Genomic DNA, 22,688 nt, shown 5'->3' with positions numbered 1-22,688 from the left:
AGCTCACCGCCCGCCAATCACGCCGATATAGTCCGAGACCCAGCGGTGGTACGGCACGCATTCACCCTGCGTCGTGCATTTAGCGACCGGGGTCTTCCAGAACTTGATCTTGTCGAAGTGATCGAAGCCGTTGTTGGCGCAGCCGGTTTCGCCCATGAGTTCATTGCCCTTGCAGGCGGCGGGAACGGAGGGCACGGCGCCGAACCAGGCGGCTGCGTCACCCTGGACCTTGGCCTGCAGCGAGTGTTCCATCCACATATAGGCGCAGTTCGGATGTTCGCTGTCGACGTGCAGCATCGTCGTGTCGGCCCAGCCGGTGACGCCTTCTTCGGGGAAGGTGGAGGCGATCTTCTGCTTGTCTGCCTGCAGAAGGTTGACCTGGAAGGGCCAGGAGCCGGAGGCGACGACGCCTTCGTTCTTGAAGTCGTCGATCTGGATCATGGCGTCGTGCCAATAGCGCGAGACCAGTTTGCGCTGGCCGCGCAGCAGGTCGAGAGCGGCCTTGTACTGATCTTCGGTCAGCTCGTAGGGGTCCTTGATGCCGAGATCCGGCTTGTGGGCCATCAGATACATGGCGGCATCGGCAATATAGATCGCGCCGTCATAGGCCTGGACGCGGCCCTTGTTCGATTTGCCATCCGGCAGGGTCTGCTCCTCGTAGACGACGTTCCAGCTGGTCGGCGCCTTGTCCTTGAAGGCATCGGTATTGTACATCAGCACATTCGGGCCCCAGAGATAGGGCACGCCGTAATGCACGCCGCCGACCGTGTACCACGGGCCGTCCTGCAGGCGCTGGTCGACATTCTTGAAGCTCGGAATCAGGTCGGTGTTGATCGGCTGGACGCGCTTGCCGGCGATAAGGCGGAGCGATGCGTCGCCCGATGCAGTGACGAGATCGAAGCCACCCTCGTTCATCAGCGAGACCATTTCATCGGAGGTGGCGGCGGTCTTGACCGAGACTTTGCAGCCGGTCTCCTTTTCGAAGCCGGTGACCCAATCGTAATTCTTGTCGGTTTCGCCGCGTTCGATGTAGCCGGCCCACGCGACGATGCTGACAGCGCCTTCACCCTTGCCCAAGGCCTTCAGCGGTTCGGCTCCGACCACCTGTGTCGCGAAGCTCAGGCAGGCGAGCGCTGCCGTGCAGGATTTCAAGAGATTCGTCATCATCCGTCTCCCGGTTTGGTGCCACTTTTCGTGGCCGTTCGTTCCCGATTACGAAGGTGATCCGAAAAAGCCGCTTTCGCAAATTCATTTATCAGAAAGGCGATATCGGAAATTCCGATTTCAACGCATGCGGCCGGAGCGCATGCTTTCGGCAATACCAACGAAATCCCGTGCCGCCTGCGGCAGGCTGGAGCCCTTGCGCCAGACCATGCCAACCTGCACGACCGGCAACGAACCGGAGACGTCGCGGCTCTCGATGCGGTCGCCTTCCAGCGACCATGGGCGGTAGACGAGATCGGGAAGCAACGCCACGCCTGCGCCCGTTGCGACCAGGCTGCGCACCGCCTCCACCGAGCGGGTGCGGAAGGCGACATGCGGGCGGGCGCCAAGGGCCGACAGCAGCTTGCCGGTATTTTCCTCGATTTCGTCGACTGTCAGCATGATCAGCGGTTCGCGGGCGATATCGGCGACCGAGATAATATCGGCCGAGACCAGCGGATGGCCCATCGGCAGCCATAGACGATAGGGCGAGGTTTCGAGGATTTCCGCCTGCAGCGCCATGCGGTCGCGCAGGTTCGATATCACCATGACCGCGACATCGAGTTCGCCCCCGACCAGGAGGTGTTCGAGATAGCCGCCATTGTCCTCGATCGCACTGACCTCGACTCCAGGACAGGCGCGCCGGTATCGCGCCAGCAAATCGGAGAGGACGTAGCCGGCGACCAGCGAGGTGACGCCGATGTTCAAAGTGCCGGAAAGGGCGCTCTGCCGGCCGGAGAAGCTGGTGCGCGCGTCGGAAACCGAGGCTAGGATCTTCGTCGCGTGACGGAGGAACTGGTGTCCGTTGTGGGTGATCGTTAGGCCGCGCGGATGGCGCTCGAAGAGCTCGACGCCGAGGTCGGTTTCGAGCTCCTTCAGTGCCTCGGTCACCGAGGATTGCGAGATCGAAAGGTTCTGCGCGGCGCGTGTCACCGAACCTTGTTCGGCGACGGCGACAAAATATTGGATCTGGCGAAGCGTGAAGGCCATCAGCGTTTAGAGCATGGCGGAATGTGCAGTGGCAAGCGGTTGAAAAAGGCGGACCTTTTTTGGTGTTTTTTCAAAATGGGGCAGGCTTGGCTGCTCACTTAAACTTTCGGAAACGTCATTTCTCTAGCATTCCCAGCACCTGTCCTGCGTTGGAGTTTGAGATGGCGGAGCAGTTGGCGTGAAGGCCTTACTGCGCATATTCCGGCCTTCCCGGAAATTGGCAATCATCATCGGTGGAGTCGCTCTTCTCATGGGCGTTTCCGGCGGCGCAGCCGTCTATGTTGGCAAGGACAGGCTGATGGGTGCCGCCGGCGGCGGTTCCGGGCTCGAATGCTCCGACGTCAACCTGGTGACGATCAAGAAGCAGGATCGCGTCTGGGTGCGGAAATACATCAAGACCGAACCGACCGACGGCATTACGCGTGTCAGGACCGCGCTGCGTGTCGCCCAGGCCGTTTATGCCGCGCAGAAACCGGATCTGGTACAGGTGGTGGTGCTCGACGAGAACGGCCCGACGCTGCGCGCCGATATTCGCGGCCGGGCAATCGGCGCCGACGTCGTCTATATCCCGCATCCCGACAAGACCGTTCCGGGCCTCGACGACAAACCCTATACGGCGCGCTACTACGACGGCAAGGCCAGCGAAAATGGGCTGTTCTTCGGCGAGCGCATCGACATGCCGGCCGACGAGATTGCCATGATCAGCGCTTCCTTCAAGGATCCGGAGGATTGCGTCGATCCGGTTGCCGTTGCCTCCACCAAGGGCGGAGAGAAGGCGAAGAAGGCCGAAGGCGGCGGGCATGGCGTAGCGCCAGCGGCCGAAACCGAAGCGGCGCCTGCCGCCGAAGGCGGCCACGGTGCCGACGCCCCAGCCGAAGCGCCGGCAGAAGAACCGCCGGCGGATGCCCCCAAGACACACTGAACCGGCGGCATGAAAAAAGCGGAGCTCCAGCCGGCACTCCGCTTTATTTTTCCGTGTTTCTGAGGGTCAGTCGGCCTTGCTGCGGCGGGCCGGGAAGAGGATGACGTCGCGGATCGACGGTGCATTGGTCAGCAGCATGATGAGGCGGTCGACGCCGATGCCGAGGCCGCCGGCCGGCGGCATGCCCTGGTCGATCGCATCGAGGAATTCCTCATCCAGCTGCTTTTCCTTTTCGCCGCGGGCATGCGCCTGTTCGAGCTGCTCAACCATGCGGCGGCGCTGCTCTTCGGGATCGTTGAGTTCCGAGAAGGCGTTGCCGAGTTCCCAGGCGTTGCAATAGGTTTCGAACCGCTCGACCAGGCGCGGCTCGCCCGGCACTTCCTTGGCGAAGGGCGAGATGTCCTTCGGGAAATGGATGACATGCGACGGCTGGATCAGCGTGGCTTCGACCTTTTCCTCGAAAATGAAGGCAAGGCATTCGCCCCAGGTCCAATCCTTTTCGACCGCGAAGCCGGCAGCCTTGGCGGCGGCGCGCGCTTCCTCGTCGGTCTTGATCGCCAGGAAATCGATGCCGGTCGCTTCCTTGACGGCAGCGGGCATCGGCACGCGCTTGAACGGTCCCTTGAAGGACAACCGCTTGTCGCCGAAGTCGAATTCCGTCGTGCCGTGAATGGAGAGCGCCAGGGTCTCGAATAGCCGCTCGACGAGGTCCATCATGTCCTCGTAATCGGCATAGGCCCAGTAACACTCCATCATCGTGAATTCCGGATTGTGCCGGGTGGAGACGCCTTCGTTGCGGAAGTTGCGGTTGATCTCGAAGACCTTGTCGGTCAACCCTGAAACCAGCGTGCGCTTCAGGAACAGTTCCGGCGCGATGCGCAGATACATGTCGAGCTTCAGCGTGTTGTGATGCGTCTTGAACGGCTCGGCGGTGGCGCCGCCATAGATCGATTGCAGCATCGGCGTCTCGACTTCCATGAAGCCGTCATTTTCCATGAAACGGCGGATGCCGGAGACGATCTTCGAGCGCTGCAGGAAGCGGAGCTTCGAATCCTCGTTGGTCATGATGTCGAGATGGCGCTTGCGATAACGCAGCTCGATGTCGGAAAGCCCGTGCCACTTCTCGGGCATCGGCAGCAGCGACTTGGTCAGCATTTCGATCTTCTGGGCGTTGATCGTCAGCTCGCCGCGCTTGGTGCGGCGCACGACGCCGGTGACGCCGATGATGTCGCCGATGTCGATCATCGGCAGCAGGGCGCGGGCTTCCTCGCCGGTGACGTCCTTGTGCGAGAAGATCTGGATCTTGCCCGAGGCGTCATGGATATCCATGAACATGCCGGAATTGCGCGAGGAATAGACGCGGCCGGCGACGGTGACCACATCCTGCGTCTCGACATCCGGTTCCAGGGACTCGTATTTGGTGCCGAGCTCGGCATTGGTCATCGTCCGGTGGAAATGCGCCGGATAGACGTCGCCGATCTGTTCGCGCAGCAGCTTCAGCTTCTGGGCGCGCACCTCGGTCGCGTCGGAGGAAAGAGTGTTTTCGGTCTTGTTGTCAGCCACTGTCGAAATCCTCTGACTGTTCTTACTTCGAGCCGACGAGGGCGGCGACCGCCTGCGCGGCGAGCTTCAGGCGCTGGCGCACGACCGAGCGGCCGAGGATCGCCATGGAATCGAAGAGCGGCAGCGAGCGCGACGAACCGGAGACGGCGACGAAGAGCGGGGAGACCACGACCTTCAGCTTCTTGCCCATGCGGTCGGAGATGGCGCGCAGTTCCGCCTCGATCGTCTCGACATTCCATTCCAGAATCTTTTCGAGATCCGGCTGAACGGTGTTGAGGATCTCCAGAATCTCTTCCGGCGGCGATTTGATCTTGGCGAAGTCGGATGGCTGCAGGCCGAGATCGGACTTCAGCAGAAAGCCGGCGAGGTCGGGCAGTTCGCCGAGTTTGGAAATGCGGGTCTGCGACAGGCGGAGGCCTTCCTTCAAACGCTCATTTTCCATCGCCCAGGTCAGCACGCGCGCCTGAAACTCCTCTTCCGAGAGCTTTTCGCGGATCCAGCGGCCGTTCAGCCAATCGAGCTTCTGGATGTCGAAGATCGCGCCCGCCTTGGAGAGGTTCTCAGGATCGAACTTTTCTGACAGCTCGTCCATCGTCAGCAGCTCTTCGCCTTCGGCGATCTGGATGAAGAACAAGCCGAGGAAGTTCATCAGCGCTTCGGGGATATAGCCGAGCGCGGAATAATAGGAGATCGAGGTCGGGTTCTTGCGCTTCGACAGCTTCGACTTGTCGGCATTGCGCATCAGCGACAGATGCATGAAGACCGGCTGGTCCCAGCCGAAATAGCGATAGAGCAGGATGTGTTTCGGCACCGACGCCAGCCATTCCTCGCCGCGCGCCACATGGGTGATCTGCATCAGATGGTCGTCGATGACGTTGGCCATGTGATAGGTCGGCATGCCATCGGCCTTGATCAGCACCTGCATGTCGACCGAATCCCAGGGGATGGAGACATCGCCGTAGACGCCGTCGGTGAAATCGCAGGAGCCTTCGGCCGGGATTTTCATGCGGATGACCGAGGCTTCGCCGGCAGCGGTGCGCGACGTCACTTCCTCCGCCGTCAGGCTGAGGCAGAGTCCATCATATTTCGGCGGCTTGCCGGCGGCGCGCTGCGCTTCGCGCATCTGCTCCAGCCGCGCGGGCGTGCAGAAACAGCGGAAGGCGTGGCCCTTGTCGAGGAGCTCCTGCGCGTAAGGCTGGTACATCGGCTTGCGGTCGGACTGACGATAGGGGCCATAGGGACCGCCGATATCGGGGCCTTCCTTCCATTCCAGCCCGCACCATTTCAGCGCGTCTAGCACCTTCGTCTCGAATTCAGGGGTCGAGCGCGTCGCATCGGTATCCTCGATGCGCAGGATGAACTCGCCGCCGTGCTTCTTGGCGAAAAGGTAGTTGAAGAGAGCGATGTAAGCGGTGCCGACATGCGGCTCGCCGGTCGGCGAGGGAGCGATGCGGACGCGAACGCCGGTAGCTGTGCCGGAAACTGTCATTGTGTGTGCCCGTCAATGAATGCCGGACTGCTTTCACGGGAAAGCGACGTTCGGCCGGAAGGATGCAGATATCTTCGGCAAACCGGCCGGAAAAAGGGCATGCGCCCGCACTATCCGCCGATCGTCCGTTCGGCTGGCCTTAGGCCATATTCAATTCGGCGCGTCAAGAAAAACCGCGCCCGCACAGGCCCGATGACGGCGAGGGAGGGTCGCGGCGATTGCGACGCGCCCTCCCAATCCCATTCTCAGTGAGCGCCTTCGCGTTTCCGCTTGCGGGCGTTGCGCGCGAACATGTTCAGCACCTCGACCAGCGCCGAGAAGGCCATGGCGACGTAGACGTAACCCTTGGGCACGTGGAAGCCCATACCTTCGGCGATCAGCGTCGTGCCGATCATCAGCAGGAAGGCGAGTGCTAGCATGACGATCGTCGGATTCCTCTCGATGAAGTTGGCGAGCGGAGTTGCCGCGACCAGCATCACGGTGACGGCGGCAATGACGGCGATCACCATGATCGGCAGATGCGGTGTCATGCCGACGGCGGTGATGATGCTGTCGACGGAGAAGACCAGGTCGAGCAGCAGGATCTGGCCGATGGCCGATGCAAAGCCTGTTGTGGCCGAGGTGGCGATAAAATCCTCCTCATGATCGATCGGATCGACGCTGTGGTGAATTTCCTTGGTGGCTTTCCAGACGAGGAACAGGCCGCCGGCGATCAGGATCAGGTCCTTCCAGGAGAAGCCGTGTCCGAAGGCCTCGAAAAGCGGTTCGGTCAGTTGCACGATCCAGGCGACGGTGCCCAGCAGCGCCAGGCGCATGATGAGGGCGAGACCGATGCCGATCTTGCGTGCCTTCTCCCGATGCTCGGGCGGCAGCTTATTGGTGAGGATGGAAATGAAGATCAGATTGTCGATGCCGAGAACGACTTCCATCACCACCAGCGTGATGAGCGCCACCCAGGCGGCCGGATCCTGAATGAGCGTCATAATTTCCTGCATCAGCGTATTTCCCCTTTGCGTCACATGAGCGATGACGCCCCGCAATGTAGTGTCGGCGGCTGGCCGCGCAAGCGCCGCAAGGGGATATACGAAATCGATGTGACTTTTATTCCCTAGAACGGGATGATTTAAGGCCGGGTCGGCCTTAAATTTGAATCCCGTTCTAAGTTAAAGAGTTAGAGCATGCTTTCGTCCGAAAACCGCTCGCACTTTTCGGCATCATGCTCTGATCGGCAACCAGATTTCGGTGACGCCCGTGCCGCTATAGGGGTCGAAGCGCTCGTCGTAGCGTTCGAACATGTCCGGCGTCTCGCCGTGCTCCAGGCCGGAGGTCGGCCACCATGTGCCGAAAATCCGGTTCATCGTCGCCGAAATGCCGGAGACATGGCCGCGATGGTTGAAGACGACGTAGCGCTGGCCCGGCAGCTTGAGTGTGGCAAAATCTGCCGGCAGATCGCCGGCATCGGAGATCTCGACCGCGGCCATATAGCGGAATTTCTCCGCTTCGCCGTCGATATGTGTGCAGATGCCGTAAGCGACGTTGCCCTTCTGGCCTGATATATGGCCGAAATGGGCATTGAACTTCTGCCAGAGAGAGGGGATGGCGGCATTGCCGCCATAGGGATAGGTTTCCTCCAAGCCGGCAAGAAGCAGTGGTTGAAGGGTTTCGAAGCGGGGCGCTTCGAGGTCGCTGAGGTGGGCGGGGTCCATTCTGATCGGCTCCAGTAAGACGAGGTTACGGGTGTGCCCCTGTCTGCGCACCGCATCCGGCGTCATGCCGAACTGGTCACGAAAGGCACGGGTGAAAGCTTCGTGGGAGCCGTAGCCCGCGCAAAGCGCAACCTCGAGGATGGTGGATGAGCCGCTGACCAAGCCGGGCACGGCGCGGTTGAGGCGCCGCCCCCTGATATAGCCGCTGATCGAGTGGCCGGTGACCAGCCCGAAGACCCGCGACAGATGGTAGCGCGACAATCCGGCTGCTTCCGATATCTCTTCCAGCGATATATCGCTTTCGAAATGGCTCTCTATGAACCAGATCGCCCGTGCGATGGCGCTCATCCCTTATCTCTCCTGGTTGCGGCTTCCTTCTTAGAAAAAAGCTGCCGGCCGGGTTTGATCGTTGTTGCGGAGTTTTGGCCGATGGAGGGCGGCCGTCAAGAAAGGACGTCAGACGGTGGCGGGCCGGCGGGCGCCATAGGCCGCCATGAAGACCTTGATCGCACCGCGGATGACGCGGTCGATTTCTTCGCGGCTCGGCGGTTCTTCCATGCTGCCGAACAGGCGCAGCTTGAAGAAACTGCCGCTGGCAAGATCGAGAAATTGGCCGGCGGCGAGATCGATATCATCGATCTCAAGTGTGCCCGCGGCAATGTGGCGTTCGAGAAAATCGCGCATTATGGTGCGCAGATTGACCGGCCCCTTGAAGAAGCGTTGACAGAGCGCAGGCATGCGCTCTCGAACGCCGAGAACGGTGCGCATGGCGGTGATGACCTTCTCGTCGGTCATATGGGTGACGAAGCTTATCCCGAATTCATACAGCCCGGATTCGGGGTCGTCGTGTTCGGCAAGCGCCGTGCGCACAGCGGCTACGAAGGCGGCGCGCTCGGTTTCGACCATCGCCGAAAACAGTTCTTCCTTGTTGGTGAAGTAGACGTAGAGCGTTCCCTTGGAAACTCCGGCCTCACGCGTCACATCGTTCATGCTGGCGGCATCGAAGCCCATTTTCATGAAGACGCGCTTGGCGCCGTCGAGGATCTGCTGGCGCTTGGCCGGATCTTCGCCTGCGGCAAACCGGCCTCCGGCAGCGGGAGGACTGAATACGGCGGCATTGTCGGATTTCAGCGTCATGTCTCCTTAACCGTGTTTACGGTTTCGCCTTTCCCTTAAAAGAAATCGAACCGATGGGTTCTATGCATCTTGATATGACGACAAAACAGGTTTATGTCAACTGAACCGAACCGTTCAGTTCGATCAATTGCACCAAGATCGGTAATGGCCATGTCGAGCAATTCAAAAAGCAGCGTCGCGCGTATCGTCAGCGAAAACGCCGAAGCCGAAGAGGCAAAGGTCGCCGCCGTCGCGGAAGCTCCGACGGCTGAGGCACGCGAGGCGCCGCCTGCTCCCGCGCAGTCGGCGCCGGCTTCGGTCGCAGCACCCGCGGCTGCCAAGAAGCGCCGCAGCCCAGTGCTGCCGATTGTCGTGCTCGCCATTCTCGCAGGCGGTGCCTGGTATGGTTACGAATGGTGGACGAACGGCCGCTTCATGGTGTCGACGGACGACGCCTATATCGAGGGCGATATCGCAACGATTTCGCCGAAGGTCACGGGCTACGTCGCGAAGGTGAACGTTGTCGCCAACCAGGAAGTCAAAGCAGGCGACGTGCTCGCCACGCTCGACAATGGCGACTACCAGAACGCGCTCGATCAGGCCCAGGCCCAGATCGCCACCGAAAAGCTTTCGTTGCAGCGTATCGATGCGCAGATCGAAGGCGCCGATGCGAGCCTCGCTCAAGCGCAGGCGCAGAAGGTGGCACTCGAAGCGGCCGTTCGCGGTGCCGAAATAACCCAGAAGCGCCAGAGCGAGCTTCAGGCAAAGTCGGTCGGCACTGCTGCCGATCTCGACAATGCCAATATCGCGCTCGACCAAGCCAAGGCCAATCTTGCTGCCGGTGACGCCAATATTGCCGCGGCGCAGGCCAACATCACCATCCTTCAGGCTCAGCGCAAGGAGGCGGAGGGTTCGGTCCGTTCGCTGGAAATTTCCCGGGACAAAGCCGCCCGTGATCTCTCCTTCACCGTGCTCAAGGCGCCTTATGATGGCATCGTCGGTAACCGGTCCGTGCAGGAAGGCGATCTCGTCTCGCCCGGCCAGCGCCTGATGGCGCTCGTTCCGGTGCGCCAGCTTTATATCGACGCCAATTTCAAGGAAACGCAGATCCAGCATCTCGTCCCGGGCTCGAAGGTCAACGTCCATGTCGATGCCTATGACGACCATCCCATCGTCGGCACCGTTGAATCGATTTCGCCGGCGTCCGGCTCGGTCTTTTCGCTGCTGCCGCCGGAAAATGCGACGGGCAATTTTACCAAGGTGATCCAGCGTGTGCCGGTGCGCATCGCGCTGCCGCAGGATGCGCTCGACAGCGGGCGGCTACGCGCGGGCCTCAGCGTCGTGGTCGACGTCGATACCCGCACGGCGCCCAGCAAGTAAGCCTTATAAAAGGCGGAGGTGGTCCCATGGCCGCAAGTGCGACAGCGACAGCGGGTTCGATCCCGGCAGCGCCTGCTCACGCCGAGGACCGCATGGATCCGAGGAAACTCATCGCCTTCTTCGCGATGGTACTCGGCATGTTCATGTCGATCCTCGACATCCAGATCGTCTCGGCTTCGCTTGCTGAGATCCAGGCCGGCCTTTCGGCCGGTAGCGATGAGATCGGCTGGGTCCAGACATCCTATCTGATCGCCGAAGTGATCATGATCCCGCTCTCGGGTACGCTGGCGCGCATCATCTCGACACGTTATCTCTTCGCGATTTCAGCCGCGGGCTTCACCATGGCGAGCGCTCTTGCGGCAACGGCGACGAATATCGACCAGATGATCGTCTATCGCGCCATTCAGGGCTTCATTGGCGGCGGCATGATCCCCTCGGTTTTCGCGGCCGCCTTTACGATCTTCCCGCCTTCGAAGCGCAGCATCGTCTCGCCGATCATCGGCCTGATCGCAACACTTGCACCGACCATCGGCCCGACCGTCGGCGGCTATCTCAGCCACGCCTTCTCCTGGCATTGGCTGTTCCTCGTCAATATCATTCCAGGCATCGTCGTCACGATCGTCACCTGGAACTTCATCGATTTCGACAAGCCGGAACTGTCGCTCTTCAAAAAGTTCGACTGGTGGGGGCTGGTTTCGATGGGCGTCTTCCTCGGCGCCCTGGAATATGTGCTCGAAGAGGGCAATTCCAACGACTGGTTCAACGACAGTGCCATTGCCATCGCCGCGGTTGCCTCCGGCGCCGCAGCCATCGTGTTCTTCTATCGCGCCTTCACGGTGGATTTTCCGGTCGTCGACCTCAAGGCTTTCGCCAACCGAAATTTCTCCTTCGGATCGGTATTTTCCTTCGTCATGGGCATCGGCCTCTATGGCCTCACCTATATCTACCCGGTCTATCTCGGCCGCATCCGCGGCTATGACTCTTTGATGATCGGCGAGACGATGTTCGTTTCCGGCCTGGCAATGTTCTTCACCGCGCCGATCGCCGGCCGGTTGTCGACCAAGATGGACCTGCGCCTGATGATGGTGATCGGCTTCGTCAGCTTCGCCGCCGGCACCTATATCATGATGCACCTGACCGCGGACTGGGATTTCTACGAGCTTTTCATTCCGCAGATCCTGCGCGGTTTCGGACTGATGATGTGCATGGTGCCGATCAACAACATCGCGCTCGGCACGATGCCGCCCTCGCGCATTCGCGGTGCGTCCGGCCTGTTCAATCTGACGAGAAACCTTGGGGGAGCCGTCGGCCTTGCCGTCATCAATACCGTGCTCACCAACCGGCAGGACGTGCACTATGAGCGGCTGCGGGAGAATATGGACTGGGGCAACCCGGCGGCGATCGACCAGATGAACAATATGACTGCCAATTTCAACAGCTATGGCATGGACGGGGCGTCGGTCGCGATCAAGCAGATGGTCGGCCTTGCCACCGAACAGGCGGTCATCCTCTCCTTCAGTGACGTGTTCCTGATCCTGACCGTGCTCTTTCTCGCAATGATCCTCGGTGTAGCAATGATCAAGAAACCCGCGCCGCAAGGCGGCGGTGGAGGTGGCGGCGGCCACTGACCTCCGGCCTCCGCTCCTCGAAAAGGCCCTCTCCGGAGGGCCTTTTTGTTTGCAGTTTTCCAGCCTCTATGCGATCAGCCAAAAATCGACCTGCTGACCGGCTCCAGGCCGGCGGCGATGCGGAAACGCAATGCGCGAGTCACCCCCTTCGATTTTTTGATTTACGTACATCAGAATTGGCGTTAATGGTCTCATCAGGAGGAATGATGAGGCCAACAGTTCACGATATCGCTGCCGCCGCCGGGGTCAGCCTTGCGACTGTCGACCGGGTGCTCAACCGGCGTCCGGGTGTGCGCCATGTGACGCGCGAAAAGGTCGAGACCGCGATTCGGCAGCTTGGTTACATCAGGGACGTGGCTGCCGCCAATCTTGCGAAGGGCCGCACCTATCCGCTGGTGTTCATCCTGCCGGCCAGCGACAATTCCTTCATGCACGGGCTCAACGGGGAAATCCGGCAAGCGATCCTCCGTTCGGCTGCCGAACGCACTGATATTCGCACCATCGAGGTGCCGGCCTTCGATCCGGCTGCTCTAGTCGCTATGCTCGAAGAGCTCTCTCGGGAAAAGCCTTGCGGCGTTGCCATGGTCGCCACCGATGCACCTGAGGTGTGCGCCACCGTCGACAAGCTGGTGCATGCGGGCTTTCCCATCGTCACCCTGGTGTCCGACCTCACGGGCTCGCTGCGCCACCACTATGCTGGCGTCGACAATATCGCGGCCGGCCGCACGGCGGCGCGTCTGCTCGGCCGCTTTCTCGGTCCGCGAAAGGGCGAGATCGCCGTGCTCGCCGGATCCATGCTGGTGCGCGACCATCGCGAGCGGCTGGAGGGCTTCACTGCAGTCATGGCCGAGGAATTTCCCGATCTGGCGATCCTGCCGGTGCTCGAAGGCCGTGACGATCCGGAGATCGCCCATATGCTCGTTGCCGACGCGCTCTCCCGGAACGCCGGTATTGTCGGCGTCTATAGTCTCGGCGCCGGCAATCGCGGCCTCATCCGGGCGCTGAAGGAGAAGGCTGTCGATCGGACGCTGACCGTCATCGCCCATGAACTGACCGTGCATACGCGGGCGGCGCTCATCGATAATACGATCGATGCTATCCTCAATCAGGACGCCGGCCATGAAGTGCGCAGTGCGATCCGCGTGCTGAAAGCCAAGGCGGACGGGCTCCCAGTCATCGACGCGCAGGAGCGCATTCGTCTCGACATATTCCTGAAAGACAATCTGCCGTAACGGCAAAGGAGCATTCCCATGTATCTCGGTCTCGATCTCGGAACCTCCGGCGTCAAGGCAATGCTGATCGACGGCGATCAGACGATCGTCGGCTCTGCTAACGGTTCGCTCGACGTTTCGCGCCCGCATTCCGGCTGGTCGGAACAGGAGCCGACCCATTGGGTGCGCGCCACGCAAGAGGCCGTCGCCGGTCTCAAGGCAAAACATCCGAAAGAGCTGGCCGCGGTGAGGGGTATTGGCCTTTCCGGGCAGATGCACGGCGCGACGCTGATCGACGCCGCCGACAAGGTGCTGCGCCCCTGCATCCTCTGGAACGATACGCGCAGTCATGTCGAGGCCGCGGCGCTCGACGCCGATCCGCGTTTCCGCGCACTCACCGGCAATATCGTCTTCCCCGGCTTCACGGCGCCGAAACTCGCCTGGGTCAGGAAGCACGAGCCTGACATTTTCGCCAGGGTCGCCAAGGTGCTGCTGCCGAAGGACTACCTGCGTCTTTGGCTGACCGGCGACTATATTTCCGAAATGTCGGATTCGGCCGGCACCTCCTGGCTCGACACCGGCAAACGCGCCTGGTCGTCCGAATTGCTCGCCGCCACCGATCTTTCCGAGGAGCAGATGCCGACGCTCGTCGAAGGCACTGCACAGGCCGGCAAGCTGCGGGCGGAACTTGCGGCGCAATGGGGCATATCAGGGGATGTCGTCGTTGCCGGCGGCGCCGGCGACAACGCCGCTTCTGCCTGCGGCATGGGCACGGTCAGCGATGGTGCGGCCTTCGTCTCGCTCGGCACGTCGGGCGTGCTTTTTGCTGCCAACGGCTCCTATCTTCCGAAGCCGGAAAGCGCCGTACATGCCTTCTGCCACGCTCTGCCGAACACCTGGCATCAGATGGGCGTTATCCTGTCGGCGACCGATGCGCTCAACTGGCATTCCGGCGTGACCGGCAAGTCGGCCGCCGATCTCACCGGCGAACTCGGCGAGACGCTGAAGGCGCCGACCGGAGTCACCTTCCTGCCTTACCTCTCCGGCGAGCGTACGCCGCACAATGATGCCGTCATCCGCGGCGCTTTCATCGGGCTGGAACATGAAAGCAGCCGCGCCGTGCTCACCCAGGCCGTGCTCGAGGGTGTCGCCTTCGCCATCCGCGACAATCTCGAAGCGCTGCGGTCGGCCGGCACCGGCATCTCCCGCGTCACTGCGATCGGTGGCGGTTCGCGCTCGCGCTACTGGCTGGCGTCGATCGCCACCGCGCTCGGCGTTCCGGTCGATCTGCCCGCCGACGGCGATTTCGGCGCGGCCTTCGGTGCCGCCCGCCTCGGCCTGATCGCGGCAACGGGTGCCGATCCGATCGCCGTCTGCACGCCGCCGGTGACATCAGACACGATCGAGCCGGTGGCTTCGCTGAGCGGCGCTTACGAGGATGCCTATGCGCGCTACCGTGCACTCTATCCGGCGATCAAGTCGCTGGCGCATTGAAACTGGAGCCAGCGGGCCCTCATCCGCCTGCCGGCACCTTCTCCCCTGGGGGGTCCGAAGGACGGGGCGAGACCCGCGGCTCGCCCCTGGCAAAGGTGGCCCGAAGGGTCGGATGAGGGGGCTGAACGGCACGAACGATTAAAATGAACTACGAGAACCCAAGGAGACCTGACATGAGCACCGGATTTTTCGGCGATATCCAGAAGATCAATTATGAAGGCCCCGACAGCACCAATCCGCTGGCCTTCCGCCATTACCAGCCGGACGAGATCGTCATGGGCAAGCGCATGGAAGACCATCTGCGTTTTGCGGTGGCCTATTGGCACACCTTCACCTGGCCGGGCGGCGATCCCTTCGGCGGCCAGACCTTCCTGCGCCCCTGGTTCGAAGACACGATGAAGGCGGCCAAGCTCAAGGCCGACGTCGCGTTTGAATTCTTCTCCTTGCTCGGCGCGCCCTATTACTGCTTCCACGACGCCGACGTGCGGCCTGAAGGCAAGAATTTTGCCGAAAACACCAGAAACCTCAACGAGATCGTCGACTATTTCGCCGAGAAGCAGGCTGCGACCGGCACCAAGCTGCTCTGGGGTACGGCCAACCTGTTCTCCAACCGGCGCTATATGTCGGGTGCGGCGACCAACCCGGATCCCGATGTCTTTGCTTTCGCAGCCGCGACGGTCAAGACCTGCATCGACGCCACGCAGAAGCTCGGCGGCGAGAACTACGTGCTCTGGGGCGGCCGCGAAGGTTACGAGACGCTGCTCAATACCGATCTCAAGCGCGAGCTCGACCAGCTCGGCCGCTTTCTCAACCTCGTCGTCGAATACAAGCACAAGATCGGCTTCAAGGGCACGATCCTGATCGAGCCGAAGCCGCAGGAGCCGACCAAGCACCAGTATGACTATGACGTCGCGACCGTCTACGGCTTCCTCAAGAAGCACGGCCTGGAAAACGAGGTGAAGGTCAATATCGAGCAGGGCCATGCGATCCTCGCCGGCCACTCTTTCGAACACGAGCTGGCGCTCGCCAATGCGCTTGGTATCTTCGGCTCGATCGACATGAACCGCAACGACTACCAGTCCGGCTGGGATACCGATCAGTTCCCGAACAATGTTCCGGAAATGGCGCTTGCCTATTACCACGTTCTGGCCGGCGGCGGCTTCAAGACCGGCGGCACCAACTTCGACGCCAAGCTGCGCCGCCAGTCGCTCGATCCGGCGGACCTTTTGATCGGCCATATCGGCGGCATGGATTGCTGCGCCCGCGGCCTGAAGGCCGCCGCCAAGATGATCGAGGACAAGGCCCTGTCGCAGCCGCTCGCCGATCGCTACGCCGGCTGGGAATCGGCCGAGGCGCAGAAACTGTTCCGCGGCGAATACTCGCTTGACGAGATCACCAGCTGGGTTGAGACCAAGGACGTCAACCCGCAGCCGAGATCCGGCAAGCAGGAACTGCTCGAAAACGTCGTCAACCGTTACGTCTGATGACAGACGCCGGCGGCCATCGGTCGCCGGCGCTACCTTTTTCGGTTGGCGTCAGCGCTTCAGCCAATTGCGCGACGGCGCGGAGACGGAGTTTCGAACCACCAGATCCGGCCTCAGCAGGATCTCCGTCTCGGCCGGCCGGCCATCGGACAAGAGCTCCAACAGCAGCGCCATCGCCTGTTTGCCGATCGCCGTTCGCGGCTGGCGGATCGTCGTCAGCGACGGGGATATGAAGACGGCCTGCGGCACGTCATCGAAACCGGTCACCGAGAAATCCCGCGGAATATCGTAGCCGCGCGCCCCGAGCCCGATCATCACGCCGATCGCCGTCTGATCGTTCACGCACATGAAGGCTGTGGGAAGCGTGTCGCGCATGAAAAGCTGTTCAACCGCATGCCGGCCGCTTTCGATCGTGCCGTCTCCTTCGAGCACGATCCTGAGATCCGGCGGGATGCCGGCGGCATCGAGGCCGGCATCGTAACCCAGGCGTCGCCTGATATAGGCGAGCCTGGTGCGGGAATCGCCGATGAAGGCGATCTTGCGGTGGCCTTCGGCCAGCAGCAGATCCACCGCCTTTCGCGCGCCTTCGGTATCGTCGACGCCGACATAGGGAATGCCGCCGTTGAAGACCGGTTCGAAAACGCCGACGCTTGGCGGCAGCCGCGCGGTCATGGTCTGATGACCGAAGGGCAGGATGCCGGTGAAAAGGATCAGTCCGGCCGCCTGGTTGGAGTTGAAGAATTTCAGATATTCCAGGCCGCGCTGGGCATCGTTCTGCGTGTGGCCGATCAGCACGCCGTAGCCGTGCGCCCGCGCCTCGTTCTCCAGGCCGACGAGGATATTGGAGAAATTGGGGTCGCCGATGTCGGGCGCCACCACGAGGATCATATTGGAGCGGCCAAGCCTCAGGCTGCGCGCCATTGCGTTGGTGGTGTAGCCGGTGACGGCGATTGCCTGGTTGACCTTGAGCCGTGTGGAGTTGGCGACCTTCTCCGGCGTGTGGATCGCCCGCGAAACCGTTGCGATGGAGACTTCGGCGATCCGGGCGACGTCTTCGATTGTTGCGGGCGTGGAATTCGACACTGGGCTCTGCCTTGGGGCTGTCTTCGCCGCGACACTACACAGACTTGTCGAGAGGTCAAAGGCAGGCTTCAACGGATCTGTGTTAATCCACGATGTAAACCTTTACATGGCTGATGTAAAGGTTTACATAAGGTTCAAAGCGGACGGGAGCCGCCAGCGCAAACGCCGGAAAAGCGAAAGCTGTTTTCAGAAACGGAATCTGCGCTAGTTCAAGGTGATGGAGCGTTGCCGGTGCATTCTGCCGATTGCACAGCGCTCTGGGGGAGGCATGATGACCGTGGAAATCGCCGACACCGCACCCGTGGTGCTGTCCGCCAGGCGAATATGCAAATCTTTCAGCGGCGTGCAGGTCCTCTTCAGCGTCAATTTCGATCTCCGCGCCGGCGAGATCCATGCCCTCATGGGTGAGAACGGTGCCGGCAAGTCCACCCTTGTCAAGGTGTTGTCGGGCTTCGAGCAGCCGAGTTCCGGTGAAATCCTGCTCGACGGCAAGCCTGTCGTGCTGCCGCCCAATGGCGCGGCGGAGGCGCTCGGCATCGTCATCATCCACCAGGAATTCAATCTTGCCGAACACCTGACCGTGACGGAGAGCCTCTTTCTCGGGCGTGAGGTGACGCGTTTCGGCGTGCTCGACCGCAAATACATGCGGTCGGAAACGCGCAAGGTCCTCGATGTGCTCGGCTCGCATGTCGACGAAAATGCGCTGATCAGCACGCTTTCCATCGCCGACAAGCAGATGGTCGAGATCGCCAAGGCAATCAGCCGCGACGCGCGTGTCGTGTTCATGGACGAACCCACGGCCGTGCTGTCGCGGGAAGAGACGAATATGCTCTTCAAGCAGGTCCGCAAGCTGCGCGACCAGGGCACCAGCTTCGTCTTCGTCTCCCACAAGCTCGACGAAGTGATGGAATTGACCGATCGGGTGACAGTGCTGCGCGACGGCCAGTGGGTCAAGACGTCACCGACATCAATCCTCGACGGGGAATCGATTGCGCAGCTGATGGTCGGCCGCGAGCTTTCCAGCCTCTATCCCGCCAAAGTCGAGCCGGATGTCGACGAGGAAATCGTCTTGAGCGTCTCCTCGGTGTCGACTGGTTATGTCAGGGATGCGAGCTTTGAGGTGCGCAAGGGCGAGATTATCGGCTTTTCCGGGATGATCGGCTCCGGCCGCACCGAATTGATGGAGGCGATCGCCGGCCTGCGAACCCGCCTTGAGGGGGAAGTGGTCATCAAGGGGCAAAACGTTCCCTCCGGTGATGTGCATGCGGCCAACCGCTGCGGGCTTGCCTACATGACCAAGGACCGCAAGTCGAAGGGCTTGCTGCTGCGCTCCGGCATGATGACTAATCTGACGCTGCAATCGCTCGGACGGCATTCTCGCCACGGTTATCTCAGCCCCGGCAGTGAAGCGGCTGCGCTGGCGACGGCCAAGCGCCGCTTCGACATCAGGGTTCGCGACGGCAATATCATTGCCGGCCGCATGTCCGGCGGGAACCAGCAGAAGCTGCTCTTGGCGAAGGTGATGGAGACCGAGCCTGACATCATCATCATCGACGAGCCGACCCGCGGCATCGACGTCGGCACCAAGCAGCAGATCTATCATTTCATCTCGGCGCTCGCCCGCGACGGCCGGTCGATCATCGTCGTTTCCTCGGAAATGCCCGAGGTAATCGGACTCTGCACCCGGGTGGTGGTGATGCGCGAGGGACATATTGTCGGCGTGCTCGAGGGAGACGAGATTTCCGAGCAGGAGATCATGCGCTACGCCGCCGGGCTCAAGAAGAAGGCGGCGGCCTAAATGCATGTCGCCCAACAGCATGCCGCGGGTTCGGAAGACGACAGCAGAGAATTAAGAGCTGAGAGCGGGCGGGACTTTGCCGACGCGGACAATAGATAAAGGCCCAGGCAGTCTGGGACGGGAGGTTGGTTTTGGACATGAGTGTTAACGAGGAGACCAGGGAAATCCGGCGCAGGTCCTGGCGTGACGTTGATCTGCGCGCAGTTGCACCCTTTGCCGCTTTGGCCTTGCTTCTCATCGTCGGCGCACTGGTCAATCCGAATTTCATCGGCATCACCAATCTTGCCAACGTCGCGACACGCTGCGCCTTCATCGCCATTATCGCTGTCGGCGCGACCTTCGTGATCTCGGCCGGAGATCTCGATCTTTCCGTCGGCGCGATGGTGGCCTTTGTCGCCAGTCTAATGATCCTGCTGATCAATTCGGGCGTCATTGCCGATCCGGTGCTGATGCTGACGGCGGCTGTGCTCTTCACAGTCATTGCGGGTGCTCTTTGCGGCCTCGCAAACGGCCTCATCACCACCGTCGGCAAAATCGAACCTTTCATCGCCACGCTCGGCACCATGGGCATTTATCGCGGCCTGACCACCTGGCTGTCGCAGGGCGGCGCGATCACGCTGCGCTCGAGCGACATCCAGACGCTCTACCGGCCGGCCTATTTCGGCAATATTCTCGGTCTTCCGGTTCCGATCGTGGTGATCCTCGTCGTGACCGCGATTGCGGCCTTTATCCTCTACCGCACGCGTTACGGCCGCCATGTCGTCGCTGTCGGTTCGAACAGTGACGTCGCGCGCTATTCGGGCATCGCGGTCAATCGCGTGCGCACCATTGCCTTTGTCATCCAGGGCCTCTGCGTGGCGATCGCCGTGCTGCTCTATGTGCCGCGTCTCGGCTCCACCTCGGCAACGACCGGCATTCTGTGGGAACTGCAGGCCATTACCGCGGTCGTCGTCGGCGGCACGGCCCTCAAGGGTGGCGCCGGCCGCGTCTGGGGCACGATTTGCGGCGCCTTCATTCTCGAACTCGTCGGCAACATCATGCTGCTCTCGAACTTCATCAGCGAGTATCTGATCGGCGCGATCCAGGGTGCGATCATCATCATCGCCATGCTGGTGCAGCGGTCGCTGGTGCGCAAATCGTAAGGCAGGCGGTTCTCGGATTGGCCGGGCTTTACAGGGCACCCGGCTCGGATTGGAAAAGTCCCTGATATTTTTGGGAGGAAATAGCATGCGCAAGCTCATGTTGGGTCTGGCGGTTGCGGGGGTGGCTTTTGCCGGCGCAGCCTACGCCCAGGACAAGAACTACACGATCGGCGTATCCATTCCGGCGGCCGATCACGGCTGGACTTCCGGGGTCGTGTTCCATGCCGAGCGTATTGCCAAGAAGCTGATGGCCGAACATCCGGGTCTGAACGTCATCGTCAAGACTTCGCCGGATGCTGCGACGCAGGCCAATGCTGTGCAGGACCTCGATACGCAGGGCATCGATGCGCTCGTCATCCTGCCCTCGGATCCGGATCCGCTCGTCAACGCCATCAAGGAAGTCAAGGACAAGGGCAAGTTCGTGGCGCTGGTCGACCGTGCACCGTCGAACAACGACAACTCCGTGCGCGACCTCTATGTCGCCGGCAACAATCCGGCGCTCGGCGAAGTCGCCGGCAAATACATTGCCGAAAAAACCCCGGAGGCTGAAGTCGTCGTCATCCGCGGCCTGCCGATCCCCATCGACCAGCAGCGCCAGGACGGTTTCGACAAGGGCATCGCCGGCTCGAAAGTCAAGGTTCTTGATCGCCAGTACGGCAACTGGAACCGCGACGACGCCTTCAAGGTCATGCAGGACTATCTGACCAAGTACCCGAAAATCGATGTCGTATGGTGCCAGGACGACGACATGGCCGTCGGCGTTCTTCAGGCGATCGAGCAGGCCAAGCGCACCGACATCCAGTATGTCGTCGCCGGTGCCGGTTCCAAGGACATGATCAAGAAGGTCATGGACGGCGACAAGCTGATCCCGGTTGACGTTCTTTATCCGCCGGCAATGGTCGGCACGGCGATGGAGCTGACGGCGGCTGCTCTCTACGACCAGGTTCCCGTCCACGGCAACTACATCCTCGACGCGACGCTCGTCACCAAGGAGAATGCCAAGGACTTCTACTTCCCGGATTCTCCGTTCTGATTGATCCGCTATGCAAGCGCGCCCATTCGTAAGGATGGGCGCATTTTTTTGCCGTCGTTTTGGCGAGCAGGCGAAAATGCTGCACGTACCTCTTGCCCGCCAATGCCCATCATGGTTAGTTCGCAGCCATACACCATCCGGCTCTGCGCCAAATACGACAGCAAGCAAGGAAGCGCCTTGCTCCCGCAAAATTGCGTGCTACAAGTTATCAGAAACGTTTACGGTCGATGTTCAGGGAGGAATCTGACATGAAGACGATCAAGGGCCCCGGCCTTTTCCTTGGCCAATTCGCGGGCGATGCAGCGCCTTTCAATTCGTGGGACGCAATCACCAAATGGGCAGCCGATATCGGCTACAAGGGCGTTCAGGTGCCGACCTGGGCGAGCCAGCTGATCGATCTGAAGAAGGCTGCGACATCCAAGGATTATTGCGACGAGTTCGCCGGCAAGGCCCGTCAAAACGGCATCGAGATCACCGAACTTTCCACACATCTGCAGGGCCAGCTCGTTGCCGTTCACCCGGCCTATGACGAAGCATTCGATGGTTTCGCAGCGCCCGAAGTGCGGGGCAATCCGAAGGCCCGCCAGGAATGGGCGGTCGAGCAGGTCAAGATGGCGCTGACCGCGTCGAAGAATCTCGGCCTCAAGGCGCATGCGACCTTCTCCGGCGCGCTGGCCTGGCCGTTCATCTATCCCTGGCCGCAGCGTCCCGCCGGTCTGGTCGAGACCGCCTTCGACGAGCTTGCCCGCCGCTGGATGCCGATCCTCAACCATGCCGATGAAAACGGCATCGACGTCTGCTACGAGATCCATCCGGGCGAAGACCTGCATGACGGCATCACCTTCGAGATGTTCCTGGAGCGGGTGAAGAACCATCCGCGCGCCAACATGCTCTACGATCCCTCACACTATGTCCTGCAGTGCCTCGATTATCTCGAGAACATCGACATCTACAAGGACCGCATCAAGATGTTCCACGTCAAGGATGCGGAATTCAATCCGACTGGGCGCCAGGGCGTTTATGGCGGCTATCAGGGCTGGGTGGAACGCGCCGGGCGCTTCCGTTCTCTCGGTGATGGCCAGGTCGATTTCGGCGCCGTCTTCTCGAAGATGACGGCCAATAATTTCGACGGCTGGGCCGTGGTCGAATGGGAATGCGCGCTGAAGCACCCGGAGGACGGCGCCCGCGAAGGCGCTGAATTCGTCGCCGCCCATATCATCCGCGTCACCGAAAAAGCCTTCGACGATTTTGCCGGCAGCGGTACGGATCAGGAGGCCAACCGGCGGATGCTGGGGCTCTGAGACTTCGGGCATGCATGGAGGCTGCCCCTCACCCTAACCCTCTCCCCGATCTGACGGGGAGAGGGGACTTGCCTTGCGAGACGTTAGCGAGGGATGGAGAGGTCGCGGCATATCCCCTTCTCCCCGTCAGAACGGGGAGAAGGTG

Annotated in this window: 18 protein-coding genes; 10 read left to right on the top strand and 8 right to left on the bottom strand. The window is 61.3% G+C overall.

Going from position 1 to position 22,688, the window contains the following annotated elements; genetic code table 11:
• Nucleotides 1–3: 3 nt before the first annotated feature.
• The gene (locus N2597_RS17840) at nt 4–1,164 is read right to left on the bottom strand and encodes an ABC transporter substrate-binding protein (RefSeq protein WP_106795900.1); all 1,161 of its coding nucleotides are present in this window, start codon (nt 1,162–1,164) and stop codon (nt 4–6) included.
• Between the two features lie 120 nt (nt 1,165–1,284).
• Complete coding sequence (locus N2597_RS17835; protein ID WP_038691418.1) at nt 1,285–2,193, bottom strand: LysR family transcriptional regulator; 909 nt, start codon at nt 2,191–2,193, stop codon at nt 1,285–1,287.
• 178 nt (nt 2,194–2,371) lie between these two features.
• Between N2597_RS17835 and N2597_RS17830 the strand changes: the two genes are divergently transcribed.
• Nucleotides 2,372–3,115 carry a hypothetical protein gene (locus N2597_RS17830; RefSeq protein WP_183599560.1) on the top strand — a complete coding sequence of 248 codons (744 nt, stop codon included), beginning with the start codon at nt 2,372–2,374 and terminating at the stop codon, nt 3,113–3,115.
• A gap of 66 nt (nt 3,116–3,181) precedes the next feature.
• Here the strand turns inward: N2597_RS17830 and lysS are convergent, their stop codons facing one another.
• The 5 genes from lysS to N2597_RS17805 all read right to left on the bottom strand — a co-directional run bounded on the left by lysS (nt 3,182) and on the right by N2597_RS17805 (nt 9,010).
• On the bottom strand, nt 3,182–4,678 hold the full coding sequence (gene lysS, locus N2597_RS17825) for a lysine--tRNA ligase (RefSeq protein WP_183599558.1): 1,497 nt from the start codon (nt 4,676–4,678) through the stop codon (nt 3,182–3,184).
• A gap of 22 nt (nt 4,679–4,700) precedes the next feature.
• Nucleotides 4,701–6,167: a glutamate--tRNA ligase gene (gltX, locus tag N2597_RS17820; RefSeq protein ID WP_183599556.1), complete on the bottom strand. Its 1,467-nt coding sequence runs from the start codon at nt 6,165–6,167 to the stop codon at nt 4,701–4,703.
• Between the two features lie 245 nt (nt 6,168–6,412).
• Entirely contained in the window at nt 6,413–7,162 is a 750-nt protein-coding gene (locus tag N2597_RS17815) for a TerC family protein (protein WP_039622327.1), read from the bottom strand.
• 219 nt (nt 7,163–7,381) lie between these two features.
• Nucleotides 7,382–8,221 carry an AraC family transcriptional regulator gene (locus N2597_RS17810; protein WP_183599554.1) on the bottom strand — a complete coding sequence of 280 codons (840 nt, stop codon included), beginning with the start codon at nt 8,219–8,221 and terminating at the stop codon, nt 7,382–7,384.
• 108 nt (nt 8,222–8,329) lie between these two features.
• Nucleotides 8,330–9,010, bottom strand: a complete 681-nt coding sequence (locus N2597_RS17805; RefSeq protein ID WP_106795904.1) for a TetR/AcrR family transcriptional regulator — start codon at nt 9,008–9,010, stop codon at nt 8,330–8,332.
• Nucleotides 9,011–9,160: 150 nt separating this feature from the next.
• Between N2597_RS17805 and N2597_RS17800 the strand changes: the two genes are divergently transcribed.
• The 5 genes from N2597_RS17800 (at nt 9,161) to xylA (ending at nt 16,186) form a co-directional block, all read left to right on the top strand.
• Complete coding sequence (locus tag N2597_RS17800; RefSeq protein WP_183599552.1) at nt 9,161–10,369, top strand: HlyD family secretion protein; 1,209 nt, start codon at nt 9,161–9,163, stop codon at nt 10,367–10,369.
• 26 nt (nt 10,370–10,395) lie between these two features.
• Nucleotides 10,396–11,997, top strand: a complete 1,602-nt coding sequence (locus N2597_RS17795; protein ID WP_039622322.1) for a DHA2 family efflux MFS transporter permease subunit — start codon at nt 10,396–10,398, stop codon at nt 11,995–11,997.
• Nucleotides 11,998–12,203: 206 nt separating this feature from the next.
• Nucleotides 12,204–13,229 (top strand): LacI family DNA-binding transcriptional regulator, encoded by a 1,026-nt coding sequence (locus N2597_RS17790; RefSeq protein WP_039622321.1) that lies wholly within the window; start codon nt 12,204–12,206, stop codon nt 13,227–13,229.
• An 18-nt stretch (nt 13,230–13,247) separates the two neighbouring features.
• A complete protein-coding gene (gene xylB / locus N2597_RS17785) occupies nt 13,248–14,702 on the top strand; it encodes a xylulokinase (protein ID WP_183599550.1) in 1,455 nt (484 codons plus the stop codon).
• 173 nt (nt 14,703–14,875) lie between these two features.
• A complete protein-coding gene (gene xylA / locus N2597_RS17780; RefSeq protein ID WP_183599548.1) occupies nt 14,876–16,186 on the top strand; it encodes a xylose isomerase in 1,311 nt (436 codons plus the stop codon).
• Nucleotides 16,187–16,237: 51 nt separating this feature from the next.
• On the opposite strand, the gene N2597_RS17775 is transcribed toward xylA, so the two are convergent.
• A complete protein-coding gene (locus N2597_RS17775) occupies nt 16,238–17,269 on the bottom strand; it encodes a LacI family DNA-binding transcriptional regulator (protein WP_039622316.1) in 1,032 nt (343 codons plus the stop codon).
• Nucleotides 17,270–17,540: 271 nt separating this feature from the next.
• On the opposite strand from N2597_RS17775, the gene N2597_RS17770 reads away from it, so the two are divergent.
• The 4 genes from N2597_RS17770 to N2597_RS17755 all read left to right on the top strand — a co-directional run bounded on the left by N2597_RS17770 (nt 17,541) and on the right by N2597_RS17755 (nt 22,543).
• On the top strand, nt 17,541–19,067 hold the full coding sequence (locus N2597_RS17770) for a sugar ABC transporter ATP-binding protein (protein ID WP_038691393.1): 1,527 nt from the start codon (nt 17,541–17,543) through the stop codon (nt 19,065–19,067).
• Nucleotides 19,068–19,204: 137 nt separating this feature from the next.
• On the top strand, nt 19,205–20,209 hold the full coding sequence (locus N2597_RS17765) for an ABC transporter permease (protein ID WP_039622312.1): 1,005 nt from the start codon (nt 19,205–19,207) through the stop codon (nt 20,207–20,209).
• An 85-nt stretch (nt 20,210–20,294) separates the two neighbouring features.
• Nucleotides 20,295–21,242 (top strand): substrate-binding domain-containing protein, encoded by a 948-nt coding sequence (locus N2597_RS17760; RefSeq protein WP_077990763.1) that lies wholly within the window; start codon nt 20,295–20,297, stop codon nt 21,240–21,242.
• A 248-nt stretch (nt 21,243–21,490) separates the two neighbouring features.
• Entirely contained in the window at nt 21,491–22,543 is a 1,053-nt protein-coding gene (locus tag N2597_RS17755) for a sugar phosphate isomerase/epimerase family protein (protein ID WP_183599546.1), read from the top strand.
• Nucleotides 22,544–22,688 lie beyond the last annotated feature (145 nt).

Source organism: Rhizobium sophoriradicis (assembly GCF_025200795.1).
Lineage (GTDB): Bacteria > Pseudomonadota > Alphaproteobacteria > Rhizobiales > Rhizobiaceae > Rhizobium > Rhizobium sophoriradicis.
This window is presented reverse-complemented; position numbering and strand designations above follow the sequence as displayed.

Excerpts from the sequence above, each read along its gene's own strand:
- N2597_RS17835 (WP_038691418.1), bottom strand. The coding sequence starts at position 2,193 with ATGGCCTTCACGCTTCGCCAGATCCAATATTTTGTCGCCGTCGCCGAA.
- N2597_RS17790 (WP_039622321.1), top strand. The coding sequence starts at position 12,204 with ATGAGGCCAACAGTTCACGATATCGCTGCCGCCGCCGGGGTCAGCCTT.
- N2597_RS17765 (WP_039622312.1), top strand. The coding sequence starts at position 19,205 with ATGAGTGTTAACGAGGAGACCAGGGAAATCCGGCGCAGGTCCTGGCGT.
- N2597_RS17805 (WP_106795904.1), bottom strand. The coding sequence starts at position 9,010 with ATGACGCTGAAATCCGACAATGCCGCCGTATTCAGTCCTCCCGCTGCC.
- N2597_RS17795 (WP_039622322.1), top strand. The coding sequence starts at position 10,396 with ATGGCCGCAAGTGCGACAGCGACAGCGGGTTCGATCCCGGCAGCGCCT.
- N2597_RS17815 (WP_039622327.1), bottom strand. The coding sequence starts at position 7,162 with ATGCAGGAAATTATGACGCTCATTCAGGATCCGGCCGCCTGGGTGGCG.
- N2597_RS17770 (WP_038691393.1), top strand. The coding sequence starts at position 17,541 with ATGACCGTGGAAATCGCCGACACCGCACCCGTGGTGCTGTCCGCCAGG.
- N2597_RS17800 (WP_183599552.1), top strand. The coding sequence starts at position 9,161 with ATGTCGAGCAATTCAAAAAGCAGCGTCGCGCGTATCGTCAGCGAAAAC.
- N2597_RS17760 (WP_077990763.1), top strand. The coding sequence starts at position 20,295 with ATGCGCAAGCTCATGTTGGGTCTGGCGGTTGCGGGGGTGGCTTTTGCC.
- N2597_RS17840 (WP_106795900.1), bottom strand. The coding sequence starts at position 1,164 with ATGACGAATCTCTTGAAATCCTGCACGGCAGCGCTCGCCTGCCTGAGC.
- N2597_RS17810 (WP_183599554.1), bottom strand. The coding sequence starts at position 8,221 with ATGAGCGCCATCGCACGGGCGATCTGGTTCATAGAGAGCCATTTCGAA.
- gltX (WP_183599556.1), bottom strand. The coding sequence starts at position 6,167 with ATGACAGTTTCCGGCACAGCTACCGGCGTTCGCGTCCGCATCGCTCCC.
- xylA (WP_183599548.1), top strand. The coding sequence starts at position 14,876 with ATGAGCACCGGATTTTTCGGCGATATCCAGAAGATCAATTATGAAGGC.
- N2597_RS17755 (WP_183599546.1), top strand. The coding sequence starts at position 21,491 with ATGAAGACGATCAAGGGCCCCGGCCTTTTCCTTGGCCAATTCGCGGGC.
- xylB (WP_183599550.1), top strand. The coding sequence starts at position 13,248 with ATGTATCTCGGTCTCGATCTCGGAACCTCCGGCGTCAAGGCAATGCTG.